Here is a 17287-nt window from a genome sequence, read left to right as displayed (position 1 = left end):
GGAGGCGAATCTATCGGACGCCGCCAGGCCGATCCGGCCGTGTTCGCCCGGGGCGGAGCGGGAGTCGCCCGTGTTCGCCCGGGGCGGACCGGAGCCCCGCAACGAGAGGAGCCGCCCTCCGACGGATCGGGGGGCGGCTCCTGACGTGCTCGCGGGGACTACTCCGCGGCCGGGGTCTCCTCGGCGGGAGCGGCGGCCTTCTTCTTGGCCGGCGCGCGCTTCTTCTTGGGGGCCGGGGCGGGCTCCTCCTCGGCGGCGGGCTCCTCGGCGACGGGCTCCGCGGGGACCTCGGCGTCGGCGGCGGCCTGAGCCTCCTCCACGACCTCGGTCTCGTCCGAGGCGACGGCCTCGTCGGAGGCCTCGACGGCCTCGTCGTCACCGGGGACCGCGGTGAACGCGGTCAGGTCGACGGCGTTGCCCTCGGTGTCGGTGACCTTCGCCTTGCCGAGGACGATCGCGAGCGCCTTGTTGCGGGCGACCTCGCCGACCATCTGGCCGATCTGGTTGTTCTCGGACAGGATCTTGATGAACTCGTTCGGCTCCATGCCGTACTGCGCCGCACCCTGGATGAGGTACTGCGTGAGCTCGTCCTGGCTGACCTGGACCTTCTCCTGCTCGACGACGTGGTCGAGGAGGATCTGCGTCTTGAAGGTCTTCTCGCTGGCCTCCTTGACCTCGGCGCGGTGCTCGTCGTCCTCGAGGCGGTTCTCGCCCTCGAGGTGGCGGTGCACCTCGTCCTCGACGAGACCGGCGGGCACGGGCACCTCGACGAGGGCGAGCAGCGCCTCGACGAGCTTCTCGCGGGCCTCGCCGCCCTGGCCGAAGGTCTTCTGCTGAGCGGCCTGCTCCTTGAGCGACTCGCGCAGCTCAGCGATGGTGTCGAACTCGCTGGCGATCTGCGCGAAGTCGTCGTCGGCCTCGGGGAGCTCGCGCTCCTTGACGGCGGTGAGCGCGACGGCGATCTCGGCCTGCTCGCCGGCGTGGTCGCCGCCGAGCAGCGGAGCGGTGAACGTGGTGCTCTCGCCCGCGGTGAGCGAGTCGAGCGCCTCGTCGATGCCCTCGATCAGCTCGCCCGAGCCGAGCTCGTACGAGATGGCGTTGGCGGTGTCGACCTCGACGCCGTCGATGGAGGCGACCAGGTCGATCTGCGCGAAGTCGCCGGTCTTCGCCGGGCGGTCCACGGTGACCAGGGTGCCGAAGCGGCTGCGGAGCTTGTCCAGCTCGGCGTCGACGTCGGCGTCGGTGACCTCGGCCGCCTCGACGGTGAGCTCGATGCCGTCGTAGTCCGGGACGGTGATCTCGGGGCGCACGTCGACCTCGATGGCGAGCTCGAGGTCGCCGGTGAAGTCCTTGTCGCTCGGCCAGGCGACGATGTCGGCCTGCGGGCGGCCCAGGGGGCGGACCTCGGTCTCGCGGACGGCCTCGCGGTAGAAGCCGTCGAGGCCCTCGTTGACCGCGTGCTCGAGCACCGCGGCCTTGCCGACGCGCTGGTCGACGATGGCGGGCGGGACCTTGCCCTTGCGGAAGCCGGGGACGTTGATCTGCTCGGCGATGTGGCCGTAGGCGTGCGTGATGCTGGGGCCGAGCTCGTCCGGGGTGACCGAAATCGCGAGCTTCACGCGGGTCGGGCTCAGCTGTTCTACCGTGGTCTTCACGTGAGGGGATCTCCTGTGCTGGTTGGTGTCGGCGCCGGATGACGGTCGTCACGGGTCGATGTCGTCACGATGAGTACTCGTGGTCGGGGCGACAGGATTCGAACCTGCGACCTCCCGCTCCCAAAGCGGGCGCTCTAGCCAAGCTGAGCTACGCCCCGGATGCGCGGGCCTGGGCACCGTGCGTGAGACTCTCGTCGAGCCGTCCCCGCACGTGCGCTTGCGCGACACGCCGAAATGGCCTTCGCAAGTGTACTGCACCCCGGCAGCGGCGACCGGAACCGCGCGGCGGAGGACGACCGGGGTGTCCACGGTGCTCGCGCGATGTACTACGCTGTCCTGGTGCCCGGTCGAGAGACCCGGTCGCACCGGTTCGCGGTCGTCAGACCAGCGATTCGGGGCTGTAGCTTAGTGGTAAAGCCTCTGTCTTCCAAACAGATGATGCGAGTTCGATTCTCGTCAGCCCCTCTCCTCTCGAAGAGCCCCGGACGTCCGGGGCTCTTCGTCGTTCCGAGGCGTTCCGGGCGTGCTCAGCCGACCGCGCCGCGGTGGTCCTCCGTCAGGGCGAGGTACGAGGCGGCGTTCCGGCGGATGCCCTCGCGCTCCTCCTCCGTCAGCTCCCGCCGGACCCTCCCGGGGACGCCCGCCACCAGCGAGCCCGGCGGGACGACCGTCCCCTCGAGGACGACGGCGCCTGCGGCGATCAGCGAGCCGGTGCCGACGACGGCCCCGTTCAGGACGGTCGCGCTCATGCCGACCAGCACGTCGTCCTCGAGGGTGCAGCCGTGCAGCACCGCGTTGTGCCCGACCGAGACTCCGGCGCCGATGACCGCGTCGTAGTCGGCGTCGACGTGGACGACGACGCCGTCCTGGAGGTTGCTGCCGGCGCCGAGCTCGATCCGCGCGTGCTCGGCGCGCAGGACGGCGCCGTACCAGACGCTCGCCCGCTCCCCCAGGCGCACGGAGCCGATCACGGTGGCGCCCGGAGCGACCCACGCGGTGTCGGCGATCTCCGGGGCGCGTCCCCCGGTCAGGGCGAGGACGCGGGCGCCCTCCGCAGGACTCGACGGCATCGGGTTCTCCTCTTCTCCGGTGGTCATCGCCCGGCGCGCAGGAAGGCGAGGACCGCCAGCACCCGCCGGTGGTCGGAGCCCGAGTCCTCGAGCCCGAGCTTCTGGAAGATCGCGGTCACGTTCTTCTCCACGGCGCCCACGCCGACGAAGAGAGCGGAGGCGATGCCCGCGTTCGTGCGCCCCTGGGCCATCTGCTCCAGCACCTCCCGCTCCCGCGGGGTCAGCGAGGCGAGCGGGTCGCGGTTGCGCTGCAGGAGCGAGGCGACGACCTGCGGGTCGAGGACGGTTCCGCCCGCCGCGACGCGCTCGACGGCGTCGCGCAGCTCCTCCACGGAGGCGACCCGGTCCTTCAGGAGGTAGCCGAGTCCGCCGTCGCCGGAGCCGAGCAGCTCCTGCGCGTAGGTGACCTCGACGTACTGGCTGAGCAGCAGGACCGACACCTGCGGGTAGCGCCGGCGGATCTCCAGCGCCCCGCGGACGCCCTCGTCGCGGAAGGTCGGCGGCATCCGGACGTCGAGCACGGCGACGTCGACGCCGGCCGGGTCCCGCGCCAGATCGGCGAGCAGGGCGTCCGCGTCCCCGAAGGCGCCGACGGAGGCGAACCCCGCGTCCTCGAAGAGGCGGACCAGGCCCTCGCGCAGGAGGACCGAGTCCTCGGCGATGGCGACGCGGATCACGGGCACGCCCTCAGGATAGGGCGGCCGGGCGGTAGGGGACGTGCACCCCGACCGTGGTCGGCCCGCCGACCGGCGACTCCACGCTCAGGATCCCGCGCAGGCCCCGGACGCGCCCGCCGACCCCCTCGAGACCGTGACCGGCGACCGGCGACGCCCCGCCGACTCCGTCGTCGACCACCCAGGCGTCGAGCCAGCGCTCCCCCGGAGTGCCGGAGTCGCGGGTGTCGAGATGCACCCGCACCGATCGGGCACCGGAGTGCTTGGAGACGTTGGCGAGCAGCTCGGCGACGACGAAGTAGACGCTGCGCTCGACCTCGGGCGGCACGTCCGCCACGGGGTGCTCGGTGAGGACCTCGACCGGCACCGGGCTGAGCTCGGCGAGCGAGTGCACCGCCGCCTCGAAGCCCCGGTCCTGCAGGATCGGCGGCGCCACGCCGCGGGAGAGGGCGCGCAGCTCGTCGAGCGCGGCGCGCACGTGCTCGCGAGCCTCGTCGACCAGGCGGGCGGCGGACTCCGGGTCGGCGGCGAGTCGATTGCGTGCCGAGGCCAGGTCCATCTGGACCCGGATCAGGCGCTGCTGCGGGCCGTCGTGGATGTCGCGCTCGAGCCGGCGCAGCGCGCGGTCCTCGGCGGCGACGGCTGCGCCGCGGGAGGCGCTCAGCTCGGCGACCTCGCGCTGGAGCGCCTCCGACTCCCACGGGCCGAGCAGGAGACGGTCGACCAGCCAGTGCAGGAGGGAGAGACCGCGGGTGGCGAACGGCAGGGTCGAGACGAAGAGGACGGTCGTGGCGACCGTCGCCGCGGCGACCAGTCCCGCCGGAGGCTGCGGGGCGCCCAGCAGAGCTGCTCCGCTCTCGGCCAGCAGGCGGGCCGGACCGGGGGCCCCCGTGAGCGCGGCGGCCACCGTGCCCGGGCCCGCCCAGGTCCACAGCGCCAGGAGCAGTCCTGACAGCAGCGCGAGCACCGGAGCCACGACGAGCGTGTGCAGGAGAGCGAGCCAGTAGTGCCCGTCGATCACCGGACCGTAGAGGGCGAAGGTCGACGGAGTGACGGAGGAGGGCGGTCGCCGCCACTGCGGCCGGGGGACGGCGGGCCGTCCGGCCAGCACGTCGAGGCCGACGGCGGCCCGCGAGAAGAAGCGCGCCGTGTAGAGGGCGGCAGGCAGGAACACCAGGCCGATCAGGACTCCGACGAGCCCGAGCGCGACGGCCAGCGCGACGCCGGCGCAGAAGGCGCCGAGGAGCGCGACCGGGATCGCGGCCACCAGCGCGAGCACCTCCCGGGGCAGTCCGCGCCAGAGCCGGAGGTAGGCGCGCGAGGCCTCGCCGAGGGCCGTCGATGCTCCGCTCATCCGCGCCTCCTGTCCGCTCCCGCCGCCGCCGCGACCCGGTCGAGCGTACCGGCGGCACGGCTCCGGGCACCCGGGGGGAAGCCCCCGTGACGCCCCTCCGCGACCGAGGTGAGCCTGTCCTTCACCGGACTGAGCCGAGCCTGCGCTTCCTTGCGGCGCCGAGGGATCTGCGTACTGTTGACGATCAGTCACCCCCTCTTGAAAGGACCAGACGATGTCCACCACGTCCGTCACGTCGCTCACCTCGTCGAACCCGGATGTCGCATCCGGAGTCGCCCAGTTCCTCAGCCCCGTCGTCGTCGAGATGACCGCGCTCGCCGTCAACGGCAAGCAGGCGCACTGGCACGTCCGCGGCGCCAACTTCATCGGCGTCCACGAGCTGCTCGACGCGATCGTCGGCCGCGCCATCGAGTGGGCCGACCTCGCCGCGGAGCGCGTCGTCGCCCTCGGCCTCCCGGTCGACGCCCGCATCCAGACCGTCGCCTCGGCGACGCGGTCCGAACCCCTCACCCCCGGCTTCCAGCGCTCCGAGAACGCGATCGTCGAGATCATCCGCCAGATGGACGTCGCCATCGCGACCGTCAACACGGCGATCGCCGAGCTCGCCGAGATCGACGCGAGCAGCCAGGACGTCGCGATCGAGATCGGCCGCGGCCTCGAGAAGGACCGCTGGTTCCTCTTCGCCCACGTCAGCGAGAGCTGAGCACCACGCCTCGACCGGCCCGCGGATCCTCGGATCCCGCGGGCCGTCGTCGTTCCCCGGCCCGTCCGCGCGATCCGGAGCAGCCGGAGTCGCGACGGGCGCGGGTCAGCCGCCGTGCGTGAAGCGGCCCGCCAGGAGGGTCGCGGCGACCGGCATGGATCGGAGGGCTCCCGCGTCGGCGGCGAGCGGATCGCGGTCGACCACCACCAGATCGGCGGGATCGCCGGCCGCGGGCGTGAGCCGGCGCACCCGGGTCGAGGCGACGATCGCCTCCTCGACGCTCACCCGCTGCTCCGGATGCCAGGGCTCGTCGCCGGGCAGCGCCCGCGCGACCGCGGCCGAGATCGCGACCCACGGGTCGAGCGGAGCGACCGGAGCGTCCGAGCCGAGCACCACGCGGGCCCCGGAGTCGAGCAGCGAGCGCAGCGGGAACGCCCGGCCGGTGCGTCCCGGCCAGTACCGCTCCGCCACCTCGCGGTCGTCGAGCGCGTGCGCGGGCTGCACTCCGGCCTCCACGCCGAGCGCGGCGAACCGCGGAAGGTCGGTCTCCGCGAGTAGCTGAGCGTGCTCGATCCGGCCCCCGCCGACCCGGCCGAGCGCGTCCAGAGCCAGCGTCGCCGCGGCGTCTCCGATCGCGTGCACGGTGGAGCGGATGCCCCCGGCGGCCGCGCGGGCGAGCAGCTCGTCCAGCTCGGCGGGCTCCACGGTGAGGACGCCGTAGCCGTCGTGGTCGGCGTACGGGTGGGCGCAGTAGGCGGTCCTCGTGTTGAGGGAGCCGTCGATCAGGACCTTCAGCGGGCCCATCCGCAGCAGGCCGTCACCGCCGTCGAGCTCGTCGCCCGTGCGCAGTCCCTCCGCGAGGGCGCGTTCGAGGTGGTCGCGGTAGACGCCGGTGTCGACGCGGAGGGAGCGGGTTCCGCCGTCGACGCGACGGGGCCAGTCCCCCGCGTTCCAGCGCATCTCGAGGTCGACGACGCCGACCACCCCGCGGGCCGCAGCCCGCCGGGCCGCCGCGTCGGCGAGCGCGTCGAGCTCGTCGTCGCCGAGGGCGCCGAGTGCGGTGACGAGCTCGAAGCAGGCGTCCTCGCGCAGCAGCTCGGGCTCGGGAGCGACGGCGTAGCGCCGGTACGCGGCGGAGTTCAGCCAGGCGCAGTGCAGGTCGCCGCTGATCAGCACGACGGGCCGTTCCGGAGAGACCTCGTCCAGGAGCGCGGTCGTGGGCGGCTCCGGCCAGAGGCCGTCGCGGAAGCCGAAGCCGATCAGCGTGCCGGTACCGGGCTCCTCCGCCAGGCGACGTCGGACCGCGTCCGCCGTTCCGCGGGCCGAGTCCGCCGACGAGACATCCAGGCGCGGGGCCGTCATCGCCCACTGGGAGAAGTGGACGTGCTCGTCCCAGAGGCCGGGGAGCACCCAGCGCCCGTCGAGGTCGCGCACCTCGTCGCCCGGGGCGGCGGCGGCGTCCGGTCCGACCGCTTCCACGCGGCCGTCGCGCAGGAGCACGGCACCGGGTCGGGACGAGCCGAGGAGGCGGGCGCCCCGGAGCAGGAGACCGCCGGTCATCGGGCGGCCTCGCGGAGCGCGGGGCGGACGGCTCGGCGGGCGCGGGACCGGGCCGGCGTCTCTCCACCGGCGCTCACGACTGGCACACCGGGCACCAGTAGAGCTTGCGCGCGCCGATCTCCTCGAGCAGCACGTTCGTGCCGCAGACGCGGCAGGGCAGACCCTCGCGCTTGTAGACGTAGTTGCGCTCGGCGCGGCTGCGGACGGCTTTCGAGCGCTCGGTCTTCGTCAGGCCGCGGCGCGTGATCATCATCCCGGTCCGGATGCCGTCCTCGAGCAGGTCCGCCCAGTCCCGCCACAGCTCCTGTGCGAGCTCCAGCGGCACCTGCTTGCCGGGAGTGTGCGGGTCGAGGCCGGCGCGGTAGAGCAGCTCCGCGCGGTAGATGTTGCCGATGCCGCTGACCACGGACTGGTCCATCAGCACCAGCCCGACCGGCGTCGCCGTCCTGCGGAGCCGGTTCACGAAGCGGTCGCGCGCCTCGTCGGAGTCGTCGTCGGCCGGATCCGGACCGAGGCGGGCGAGGAGGGCCTCCACCTGGGCGGGGTCCATCACCTCGCAGGCGGTGGGGCCGCGCAGGTCGGCGACGGTCTCGTCCGTCATGATGCGCACGCGCACCGCGCCCACGGGCGGCGGCGGGAACTCGTCGAGATCGGAGTCGGTCTCGTGCTCCGTCTCGGAGAGGCGCACGGCGCGGCGGCGCCGGGGAGCGCCGATGCTGCTGCCGGCCTTCCCGTCCGGGAACAGCGGCGAGACGTGCCCGAGGAAGTCCCACGCGCCGTAGAGGCCGAGGTGGACGTGCAGCGTCAGGTCGCCCTCGAAGCGCAGCAGCAGGTGCTTGCCGACGGCCGTGGACTCGAGGACCTCGCGCCCGTCGAGGAGCGCGGCTCCCTCGGTGAAGCGGCCCTGGGGGCTGCTGGTCGCGACGCGGTGCCCGACGACGTCGCGCTCGAACTGCAGGGCGATCCGGTGGACGGAGTGCCCCTCGGGCACTCAGCGCTCCTTCGCGGCAGAGTCGACGACCCGGCCGGCGATGTCGCCGGTGGCCTCGTACTCGGCGAGCTGCGCGATGCGGCGCACGTGCCGCTCCTCGAAGGTGAAGGGCTCGGCGACGAACGCGTCGATGAAGCCGGTGGCCTCCTCGACGGAGTGCTGGCGGGCCCCGATCGAGATGACGTTCGCGTCGTTGTGCTGGCGGGCCAGAACGGCGGTGCTCAGGTTCCACACGAGCGCCGCGCGCACGCCCGCGACCTTGTTCGCCGCGATCTGCTCGCCGTTGCCCGAGCCGCCGAAGACGACGCCGAGGGCCTCGACCCCCGCCTCCTGATCGCGGACGACCGCGGCGGCGGCATTGATGCAGAAGGACGGGTAGTCGTCCAGCGGGTCGTAGGACGTGGGGCCGTGATCGATCACGTCGTGACCGGCGGCGCCGAGGTGCTCGATCAGGTGACGGCTGAAGTCCAGCCCTGCGTGGTCCGTGGCGATGTGGATGCGCAAGAGAAGTCCTCCGGAAGAGCCGTCTGGGGCCCGCGGTGCCCGGGCCGGGAGCCAGAGTACCGCGGGTCGGCTCAGTCGAACTGCGGGTCGCGGGTCCGCGAGCGCTTGAGCTCGAAGAAGCCGTCGAAGGAGGCGGCGGCGACGATGCCGTCCCAGAGGGTCAGCGCCTGCTCGCCCCTCGGGATCGGCGAGATGACGGGGCCGAAGAAAGCGACGTCGCCGATCGCGATGACCGGGGTGCCGACGTCCTGGCCGACCCGCTCGATCCCGTCGAAGTGGGAGGCGCGCATCGGCTCGTCGTACTCGTCCGAGTCGGCGTGGGCGGCGAGCTCCGCGGGCAGGCCGAGCTCGGCGAGCGACTCGGCGATCACCGCGTCGACGTCGGTGCGTCCGCCCGGGTGGATCCGGGTGCCGAGCGCGTCGTAGAGCGGCTTCACGTGCTCGCGGCCCTCGCGCTCGGCGACGGCGGCGACCAGGCGCGTGTAGCGCAGCGCGCGCGGGAGGAAGGCGCGGTACGAGTCGTCCACGTCCTTGTCCTCGTTGAGGACGGCGAGGCTCATGATGTGCCACTGCACGTCGAGGTCGCGCGCGGGGGTCACCTCGTCCACGAATCGCGAGGTCATCCAGGCCCACGGGCAGGAGGGGTCGAACCAGAAGTCCACAGAGGTCATGGGGACACGCTACGCCGCTCGCCGGGGCCGCGTCCGCGGTCCCCGGCGGCTCCGCAGGATCGGCGCCGCGGGGCTCCACGGCCGGTCCCGGCAGCTCTAGGGTGGATCGGCGGCGCCCGCACCCCGGCGCCCGCGGCAGCGCCCGAGACGAACGGATGGAGCACCCCCGTGCCAGGAGACAACCTCACCCGGAGCGAGGCGCAGGAGCGCGCCTCGCTGATCCGGATCCACGACTACGACATCGCCCTCGACCTGACCCGGGGAGCCGAGACCTTCCTCAGCACGACCACGGTGCGCTTCTCCGCCACCGAGGGCGCCTCGAGCTTCATCGACGCCGTCACGGGCACGGTCCACTCCGTCACCCTCAACGGCGTGGAGCTCGACCCCGCCGACGTCGCCGACGGCGTCCGGATCCGCCTCGACTCCCTGGCCGCGGACAACGAGCTCACCGTCGTCGCCGACATGCTCTACACCAACACGGGCGAGGGCCTGCACCGCTTCGTCGACCCCGTCGACGGCGAGGTGTACCTGTACTCGCAGTTCGAGGTGCCCGACTCCCGCCGCGTCTTCGCGGTGTTCGAGCAGCCGGACCTCAAGGCCGAGTTCCGCTTCACAGTCACCGCGCCCGCGCAGTGGCAGGTCGTGTCGAACCAGCCCGCTCCCGAGCCGGTCCCGGCGGGCGAGGGGATCGCGACCTGGAGCTTCGAGCCCACCCCGCGCATCTCCTCCTACATCACGGCCCTCGTCGCCGGACCCTACGTGGTCGAGACCGACTCGCTCGTCTCCTCCGACGGCCGCACCATCCCGCTGGGGGTCTTCGCGCGAGCCTCGCTCGCGCCGTTCCTCGACGCCGACTACGTGTTCGAGAAGACGAAGCAGGGCTTCGCCTTCTACGAGGAGAAGTTCGGCGTCCCGTACCCGTTCGCGAAGTACGACCAGCTGTTCGTCCCCGAGTTCAACGCCGGCGCGATGGAGAACGCGGGAGCGGTGACCTTCACCGAGACCTACGTGTTCCGCTCCAAGGTGACGGACGCGATCAAGGAGCGCCGGGTCGTCACGATCCTCCACGAGCTCGCCCACATGTGGTTCGGCGACCTGGTCACGATGAAGTGGTGGAACGATCTCTGGCTCAACGAGTCGTTCGCCGAGTACGCCTCCACCCTCGCCACCGCGGAGGCGACGGAGTGGACCGAGGCGTGGACCACCTTCGCCGCGATGGAGAAGAGCTGGGCCTACCGCCAGGACCAGCTGCCCTCGACCCACCCGATCGTCGCGACCATCAACGACCTCGAGGACGTCCAGGTCAACTTCGACGGCATCACCTACGCCAAGGGCGCCTCGGTGCTCAAGCAGCTCGTCGCGTGGGTCGGCGAGAAGGAGTTCCTCGCCGGCGTCCACGAGTACTTCGTCAAGCACGCCTTCTCGAACACGGAGCTGCGCGACCTGCTGGTCGAGCTGGAGGCCACCAGCGGGCGCGACCTCACCGAGTGGTCGGCGCAGTGGCTCGAGACGGCCGGCGTGAACACGCTCCGCCCCGAGATCGCGGTCGACGAGAGCGGAGCGATCGCGTCCTTCGCGATCCTGCAGACCGCGGTCGAGGAGTACCCGACGATCCGCCCGCACCGCCTGGCGATCGGCCTGTACGACTTCGAGGGCGAGCGCCTCGTCCGCGTCGACCGCCTCGAGCTGGACGTCGACGGGGAGCGCACCGAGGTGCCCGAGCTGATCGGCCGCACCCGTCCGGCGCTCGTGCTGCTCAACGACGACGACCTCGCCTACGCGAAGGTCCGCCTCGACGACGCCTCGCTCGCCGTGGCCGTCGAGCACCTCGCGAGCATCGACAGCCCCCTGGCCCGCTCGCTGGTCTGGGGCTCGGTCTGGGACTCGACCCGCGACGCCGAGTCGGCGCCGCGCGACTTCGTCCGCCTCGTCCTGGGCAACGTCGCGACCGAGACCGAGTCCACGACCCTGCGGACGGTGCTCAACCAGCTCGTCGCCACCGCCACCCAGTACGTCGCTCCGGAGTACCGGGCCGAGGTCGTCGAGGAGGCGGGCGATCAGCTGTGGACGCTCGCGCAGAGCGCCGAGCCGGGCAGCGACGCGCAGTTCCAGTTCGTGAAGTTCTTCGCCGCGATCGCGTCCACCCCGGCGCACCTCGAGGCCGTGCAGGCGCTGCTCGACGGCTCCACCGCCCTCGGCGGCCTCGACATCGACACCGACCTCGGCTGGGAGCTGCTGATCGCTCTCGTCGCCGGCGGGCGGGCCGGTGCGGACGACATCGACGCGGCGCTCGCCTCGGACAACACGGCGACCGGCCAGCAGTCGGCCGCGCACGCCCGTGCCGCACTGCCGACCGCGGAGGCGAAGCGCGCGGCGTGGGACTCCGTCACGGCCGACGACTCGGCACCGAACACGATCGTCCGCTCGACGGGCCTGGGCTTCCAGCGCGCCGCCGACCCGCGCCTGCTCGACGCGATGGTCTCGGTCTACTTCGACGCCCTCCGCACCCTCTGGGAGTCGAAGAGCTACAAGATCGCCGAGTACCTGGTCGTCGGCTTCTACCCGGCCGCCACGCCCTCGCAGGAGATCGTCGACGCCACCCGCGCCTGGCTCGACGCGAACCCGGAGGTCCCGGCGCTGCGCCGACTCGTGATCGAGAACCTGGCCGGCGTGGAGCGTGCGCTCCGCGCCCAGGAGCGCGACACCCGGGGCTGACAGTGAGCCGCCCGGTCCCCCGGCGCTCGGCGCTGCGGGACCGGGTGGCTCTCCCCGCTCCCGGCGCCTAGCGCTGCGGGACCGAGCGGCGCTCCGGCCCGTCATAGGCGGACAGCGGCCGGATGAGCGCGTTCGAGCCCCGCTGCTCGATCACGTGGGCCGTCCAGCCCACCACCCGCGCGGCGACGAACAGCGGAGTGAAGATCCCGGTGTCGAAGCCCATCAGCCGGTAGGCGGGGCCGGACGGGTAGTCGAGGTTCGGCAGGATGCCCGTCCGCTCGGCCATCGCCGCGGCCAGAGCGTCGTACAGCTCCATCATCTCGCCGGCCCCCTCGTGCTCGGCGAGCCGCCGGAGAGCGGCGTCCATGGTCGGCACCCGCGAGTCGCCCGACTTGTAGACCCGGTGGCCGAACCCCATGACCTTCCGGCGCTGTCCGAGAGCCTCGGCGAGCCACTCGCGGGACCGCCGGTCCGCCTCCGGTCCGGTGCCGACCTCGTCGAGCACGTGCAGTACGGCCTCGTTCGCCCCGCCGTGGAGCGGTCCCTTGAGCGCTCCCACGGCGGCGGTCACGGCGGAGTGGACGTCCGACAGCGTCGACGTCACGACGCGGGCCGTGAAGGTCGAGGCGTTGAAGGAGTGCTCGGCGTAGAGCACCAGCGAGACGCGGAACGCGTCGACGACGACCGGCTCCGGCACCTCGCCGAAGGTCGTCCAGAGGAAGTTCTCGGAGTAGTCGAGGTCGTCGCGCGGATCGATCGGCTCGAGGCCGCGCAGGCGGCGCTGAGCGTAGGCGACGATCGCCGGCAGTGCCGCCCAGAGCCGCACGGAGCGCTCCAGCACGGCCTCGGGAGCGTCGGCGTCCGGATCCTCCTCGAGCGCGCCCAGGACGCTCACCGCCGTCCGCACCACGTCCATCGGGTGCGCCGACAGCGGCAGCAGGTCGATCACGGTGCGCACCTCGGGGGCCAGGGCGCGGTGGGCCCGCTCCACTGCGGCCAGCCCGGCCGCCTCCTCCGGAGTGGGGAGCTCGCCGTGCCAGAGCAGCCAGGCCACGTCCTCGAACGAGGTCCCCGCCGCGAGCTCCTGCACGGGGTAGCCGCGGTAGAGCAGCGAGTTCGACGCCGGGTCGACCTTCGAGACGGCCGTCGTGTCGACGACGACCCCCACGAGTCCCTTGCGGATGTCCTGATCGGTCGTGCTCATCCTTCGCTCCTTCGCGAGAGGCGGGCGGCGGCGCCGGGGAGCGCCGCCGGTTCGTGCGGGTCGGCGCGCTCAGGCGCCGTAGTGGTCGGCGAGCGAGAAGTCGAAAACGCCCTCGTCGAAGCGGCTGTACGAGGCGTAGTCGAGGAGCTCGTAGAGCTCGGCGCGCGTCTGCATGGCCGGGACCTCCGAGCGGAGCGAGCCCTCCGCCTTGAGGGCGTCGAGTGCCCGCATCGCGGCGCCCATCGCGATCCGGAGCAGCGAGACCGGGTGGATCACGACGTTCACGCCGACGTCGGCGAGCTGCTGCGCGGTGAACAGCTCGCTCTTGCCGAACTCGGTCATGTTGGCGAGGATCGGCACGTCGATCGCGGCGCGCACGGCCTCGAACTCGGACAGGTCGCGCATCGCCTCGGGGAACACCGCGTCTGCTCCGGCGTCGACGAGGCGCTTGGCGCGGTCGATCGCGGCCGGCAGGCCGTCGAGGGCGCGGATGTCGGTGCGGGCCATGATCACCAGATCGGAGTCGCGGCGCGCGTCGACTGCCGCCGCGATCCTCCGCACCGAGGTCGCCTCGTCGACGACCGCCTTGCCGTCGAGGTGCCCGCAGCGCTTGGGGTTCACCTGGTCCTCGATGTGCAGCCCCGCGACTCCGGCGTCCTCGAGCATCTGCACCGTGCGAGCGACGTTCAGCGGCTCGCCGAAGCCGGTGTCCGCGTCGACGAGGACGGGCAGGTCGGTCAGGCGCGCGATCTGCTGCGAGCGGCCGGCCACCTCGCTGAGCGTGGTGAGCCCGATGTCCGGCAGCCCCAGCTCGGCCGAGAGCACGGCGCCCGAGACGTAGATCCCGTCGAAGCCCTTCGCCTCGATGAGGCGCGCGGAGAGCGGAGTGAACGCGCCGGGCAGCTGCAGCAGCTCGCCCGAGGCGAGGCGCTCGCGGAAGAGGCGGCGCTTCTCGGCGGGAGTCCGGGTGGAGTGGAGCATCGGGCGTCCTTCCCAGGGCGGTGTCCGGGTCCGAGCGGACCCGCCTCGAATCTATACGCGCTCGGGGCTCGTGCACCCGTCTCGGAGGGAGGCGTCCCGTAGCCTGGAGCGGTCATGCTGCTTCTTCAGACCTCCACCCCGGACCCTGTCGCCGCCACCGTCTCCTTCTTCGAGTCCGAGCCCTTCTGGAAGGTGGTCGCGATCCTCGGGATCGTGCTGGGCGCGCTGCTGGTGCGCGTCATCGCCCACTTCGTGATCGGCCGCGTCGTCGACCAGATCGTGTCGGGAGTGAAGCGCCGCCAGCGCGTCGAGGACACCCAGTCGATCGCCGCGTCGCCGCTCGCGGCCGTGCGGGTGGTGCAGCGCACGCGCACGCTCGGGTCGATTCTCAACAACCTGAGCTCGATCCTGATCGTCGTCATCGCCCTGGTCATGATCGTGACGACGATCGACAAGGACCTCATCGGCTCCTTCGCCCTGCTGACGGCCGCCCTCGGCGCGGGCCTCGGCTTCGGCGCGCAGAACATCGTCAAGGACGTCCTGAACGGGCTGTTCATGGTCGCGGAGGACCAGCTCGGGGTCGGCGATGTCGTCGACACCGGGCAGGCGACGGGCGTGGTCGAGTCGGTCGGCGTCCGCGTGACGCAGATCCGCGACGTCAACGGCACCCTCTGGTTCGTCCGCAACGGCGAGATCGTCCGGGTCGGGAACATGTCGCAGGGCTGGTCGCGCGTCATCGTCGACCTGGCCGTGCCCTATGAGACGGACCTCGAGCAGGTGCAGTCCACGGTCCTCGCGACCGCGAACGAGCTGGCGGCGAGCAGCCGCTGGCGGGCCCGGATCATCGACAAGCCCGAGCTCTGGGGCCTGGAGTCCATCGCCGACGACGCCCTGGTCATCCGGGTCGTGGTCAAGACCCGCACCACCGCCAAGGACGACGTCGCCCGCGAGCTGCGCCTGCGCCTGAAGAAGTCGCTCGACGCGCTCGACGTGAAGCTCCCCTCGCTGGCCACCGTCGTCCTCGAGGGCTTCGAGGGGGCGACGAGCGTCGGAGGCGCCAAACCGCAGCGGACCACGCCCTCCCCCACGATCAGCACCGAGCACGGCAAGCCCGTGCGGCTCCCCCGCGCGCTGCGGCGCGGGAGCGGGACGCCGCCCCAGGACGGCGGCGGCACCTCCGGCCCGACGGGAGCGCGCTCGTGAGCGGCCTGCAGATCGGCGGCACGCCTCCGCTGCGCAGCTTCTGGGAGCACATCGGCGGCCGGCCGACGTTCGAGCGCCTGGTCCGCCGCTTCTACGAGGGCGTCCGCGAGGACGAGGTCCTCTGGCCGATGTACCCCGAGCACGACCTCGAGGGCGCGATCCAGCGGCTGACCGGCTTCCTCGAGCAGTACTGGGGCGGCCCGGGCACCTACAGCGAGGAGCGCGGCCACCCGCGCCTGCGGATGCGGCACCAGCCGTTCCGGATCAACCCCGAGGCCCGCGACCACTGGCTCCAGCACATGCGGACGGCCGTCGACGATCTCGGGCTCGCTCCGGCCGACGACGCCCTGCTCTGGGACTACCTGGAGCGCGCCGCCCACGCGATGGTGAACACCTTCGAGGAGTAGCCGCTCAGCCCGGGGTGCGGACCAGCACGTGTCCGCGCCGTGAGGTGAGGCGGCGCCAGGCGCCGCTCTCGAGCAGGGCGACCGGGTCGTCGGCGCCGAGGAACCCGAGCGCGAAGAGGGCGAACGCCGCTCCCGCCGGGACGTCCTCGAGGCCGTCGAGCGGGCGGCCCCAGACGCTCGACCGCACGCGGCCGACGATCTGCTCGCCCGTCTCGGAGCCGACGGCCGCCGCGATCTCGTCGATCCCCTCGCGCGCGACGCGCTCCAGGAAGCCCGGGTCCACGGGCTCGCGCCGGGTCCAGCCGCCGCGGGGCGGGGAGACGCCCGCCCAGGGCCCCGCCGTCGCGTCGTCGCCGTCGGGCAGGACGACCGGCTTGCCGTCCGCTCCGCCCGGCTCCCACTGCAGGCGGGCGAGGCGGTCCGACAGCGCACGGATCGGCACGACCCGGTCGAAGCCGGCGGGCTCGTCGAGCGCGAAGACGCGCAGGCCCAGCACGGTCGCGGAGCGGTCGAGCAGACCGCGGGGCTGGAGGATCGGCGTGTAGGCGGCCAGCACGTGGTCGTCGGCGAGGAGCCGGACCGCACCGTCCTCGACCCGGGCCGAACGGCCGAGGAAGACGCGCAGATCCGACAGGCTGGGCGGATCCGCCAGGGAGAAGGACGAAATCATCGCGTCGATAAACTTACCCGAGGCCGCTCGCCCCACCGCCCGACACCCCGGAGGTACCGTGCCCGATCCCCTGTCCTCGTTCCTCACCGCGCTCGACCTGACGGACACCGGCGCCCGCACCAGCGAGGACATCTCGACGGGTCCCTCGCAGTGGATGCCCGAGGGGCGGGTCTTCGGCGGCCAGGTCCTCGCGCAGTCGCTCATCGCGGCCGGTCGCACCGTCGAGGGGCGCTCCGTGCACTCGATGCACGGGTACTTCCTCCGCCCCGGGGACGTCTCCCTGCCGATCACGTTCTCGGTCGACCGGATCCACGACGGCCGCTCCTTCTGCACGCGGCGGACGCAGGCCTACCAGAACGGACGCCCCATCCTCTCGATGATCGCCTCGTTCCAGACCGAGGACGAGGGCCTCGACCACCAGGCGCCGATGCCGGAGGGGATCCCCGACCCGGAGTCGCTGCCGAGCACCGCCGAGATCCTCGCGGGGGTCGACCACCCGGTCGGCAGCTTCTGGGCCACGCAGCGCCCCTTCGACGTGCGGCACGTCGAGCAGCCGGTGTACCTCCGGGCCGACCCCGAGCGGGTCGCGCACCAGAGCGTGTGGATGCGCTCGCTCGGACCGCTGCCGGACGATCCGATGCTGCACCGCGCCGCCCTCGCCTACGCGAGCGACTACACGATCCTCGAATCCACGCTCCGCCGGCACGGTGCGGCCTGGACGACGCCCGGCCTGCGGATCGCGAGCCTCGACCACGCGATGTGGTGGCACCGCCCCGCGCGCGTGGACCAGTGGCTCCTCTACGTGCAGGAGGCGCCGAGCGCGTCCGGCGGACGCGGCCTCTCGCTCGGGCGCATCTACACGCAGGAGGGCGTGCTCGTGGCGAGCGTCGCCCAGGAGGGCATGGTCCGCGTCCCCCTGGGCTGA

The 17287-nt window shown here is 72.7% G+C and carries 16 protein-coding genes and 2 tRNA genes; 6 read left to right on the top strand and 12 right to left on the bottom strand.

Annotated features, from left to right (window positions below; genetic code table 11):
* Positions 1 to 158 precede the first annotated feature (158 nt).
* Positions 159 to 1655: a trigger factor gene (tig, locus tag C5D66_RS01030; protein ID WP_104232539.1), complete on the bottom strand. Its 1497-nt coding sequence runs from the start codon at positions 1653 to 1655 to the stop codon at positions 159 to 161.
* 80 nt (positions 1656 to 1735) lie between these two features.
* Positions 1736 to 1813, bottom strand: a tRNA-Pro gene (locus C5D66_RS01025).
* A gap of 236 nt (positions 1814 to 2049) precedes the next feature.
* Between C5D66_RS01025 and C5D66_RS01020 the strand changes: the two genes are divergently transcribed.
* Positions 2050 to 2120, top strand: a tRNA-Gly gene (locus tag C5D66_RS01020).
* 62 nt (positions 2121 to 2182) lie between these two features.
* On the opposite strand, the gene C5D66_RS01015 is transcribed toward C5D66_RS01020, so the two are convergent.
* The 3 genes from C5D66_RS01015 to C5D66_RS01005 are packed head-to-tail and all read right to left on the bottom strand — an operon-like array spanning position 2183 to position 4753.
* Complete coding sequence (locus C5D66_RS01015; RefSeq protein WP_104254923.1) at positions 2183 to 2725, bottom strand: gamma carbonic anhydrase family protein; 543 nt, start codon at positions 2723 to 2725, stop codon at positions 2183 to 2185.
* A 23-nt stretch (positions 2726 to 2748) separates the two neighbouring features.
* Entirely contained in the window at positions 2749 to 3408 is a 660-nt protein-coding gene (locus tag C5D66_RS01010; RefSeq protein ID WP_104223696.1) for a response regulator transcription factor, read from the bottom strand.
* Positions 3409 to 3412: 4 nt separating this feature from the next.
* A complete protein-coding gene (locus C5D66_RS01005; protein WP_104254924.1) occupies positions 3413 to 4753 on the bottom strand; it encodes a histidine kinase in 1341 nt (446 codons plus the stop codon).
* A gap of 214 nt (positions 4754 to 4967) precedes the next feature.
* On the opposite strand from C5D66_RS01005, the gene C5D66_RS01000 reads away from it, so the two are divergent.
* Positions 4968 to 5456, top strand: coding sequence for a Dps family protein (locus C5D66_RS01000; protein WP_104232536.1), 489 nt, complete (start codon positions 4968 to 4970; stop codon positions 5454 to 5456).
* A gap of 105 nt (positions 5457 to 5561) precedes the next feature.
* Here the strand turns inward: C5D66_RS01000 and C5D66_RS00995 are convergent, their stop codons facing one another.
* The 4 genes from C5D66_RS00995 to C5D66_RS00980 all read right to left on the bottom strand — a co-directional run bounded on the left by C5D66_RS00995 (position 5562) and on the right by C5D66_RS00980 (position 9182).
* Positions 5562 to 7016, bottom strand: coding sequence for an amidohydrolase (locus tag C5D66_RS00995; RefSeq protein ID WP_104254925.1), 1455 nt, complete (start codon positions 7014 to 7016; stop codon positions 5562 to 5564).
* 73 nt (positions 7017 to 7089) lie between these two features.
* The gene (locus C5D66_RS00990) at positions 7090 to 8007 is read right to left on the bottom strand and encodes an Fpg/Nei family DNA glycosylase (protein ID WP_104254926.1); all 918 of its coding nucleotides are present in this window, start codon (positions 8005 to 8007) and stop codon (positions 7090 to 7092) included.
* Positions 8008 to 8511: a ribose-5-phosphate isomerase gene (locus C5D66_RS00985; RefSeq protein WP_104223700.1), complete on the bottom strand. Its 504-nt coding sequence runs from the start codon at positions 8509 to 8511 to the stop codon at positions 8008 to 8010.
* 71 nt (positions 8512 to 8582) lie between these two features.
* On the bottom strand, positions 8583 to 9182 hold the full coding sequence (locus C5D66_RS00980; RefSeq protein WP_104223701.1) for a DsbA family protein: 600 nt from the start codon (positions 9180 to 9182) through the stop codon (positions 8583 to 8585).
* Positions 9183 to 9350: 168 nt separating this feature from the next.
* On the opposite strand from C5D66_RS00980, the gene pepN reads away from it, so the two are divergent.
* The gene (pepN, locus tag C5D66_RS00975; protein ID WP_104254927.1) at positions 9351 to 11897 is read left to right on the top strand and encodes an aminopeptidase N; all 2547 of its coding nucleotides are present in this window, start codon (positions 9351 to 9353) and stop codon (positions 11895 to 11897) included.
* Positions 11898 to 11964: 67 nt separating this feature from the next.
* On the opposite strand, the gene C5D66_RS00970 is transcribed toward pepN, so the two are convergent.
* Together C5D66_RS00970 and prpB are read right to left on the bottom strand one after the other, a co-directional pair.
* The gene (locus C5D66_RS00970; RefSeq protein WP_104254928.1) at positions 11965 to 13101 is read right to left on the bottom strand and encodes a bifunctional 2-methylcitrate synthase/citrate synthase; all 1137 of its coding nucleotides are present in this window, start codon (positions 13099 to 13101) and stop codon (positions 11965 to 11967) included.
* A gap of 69 nt (positions 13102 to 13170) precedes the next feature.
* Positions 13171 to 14082, bottom strand: a complete 912-nt coding sequence (prpB, locus tag C5D66_RS00965; RefSeq protein WP_104254929.1) for a methylisocitrate lyase — start codon at positions 14080 to 14082, stop codon at positions 13171 to 13173.
* A gap of 114 nt (positions 14083 to 14196) precedes the next feature.
* On the opposite strand from prpB, the gene C5D66_RS00960 reads away from it, so the two are divergent.
* The gene (locus C5D66_RS00960) at positions 14197 to 15285 is read left to right on the top strand and encodes a mechanosensitive ion channel family protein (protein ID WP_104254930.1); all 1089 of its coding nucleotides are present in this window, start codon (positions 14197 to 14199) and stop codon (positions 15283 to 15285) included.
* Positions 15282 to 15692 (top strand): globin, encoded by a 411-nt coding sequence (locus C5D66_RS00955; protein WP_308471149.1) that lies wholly within the window; start codon positions 15282 to 15284, stop codon positions 15690 to 15692. The genes C5D66_RS00960 and C5D66_RS00955 overlap by 4 nt, the downstream gene beginning before the upstream one ends.
* A gap of 4 nt (positions 15693 to 15696) precedes the next feature.
* Here the strand turns inward: C5D66_RS00955 and C5D66_RS00950 are convergent, their stop codons facing one another.
* On the bottom strand, positions 15697 to 16362 hold the full coding sequence (locus tag C5D66_RS00950) for a hypothetical protein (protein WP_104254931.1): 666 nt from the start codon (positions 16360 to 16362) through the stop codon (positions 15697 to 15699).
* Between the two features lie 58 nt (positions 16363 to 16420).
* On the opposite strand from C5D66_RS00950, the gene C5D66_RS00945 reads away from it, so the two are divergent.
* The gene (locus tag C5D66_RS00945) at positions 16421 to 17287 is read left to right on the top strand and encodes an acyl-CoA thioesterase II (protein WP_244230637.1); all 867 of its coding nucleotides are present in this window, start codon (positions 16421 to 16423) and stop codon (positions 17285 to 17287) included.

Source organism: Rathayibacter sp. AY1B4 (assembly GCF_002932815.1).
Taxonomy (GTDB): Bacteria; Actinomycetota; Actinomycetes; order Actinomycetales; family Microbacteriaceae; genus Rathayibacter.
This window is presented reverse-complemented; position numbering and strand designations above follow the sequence as displayed.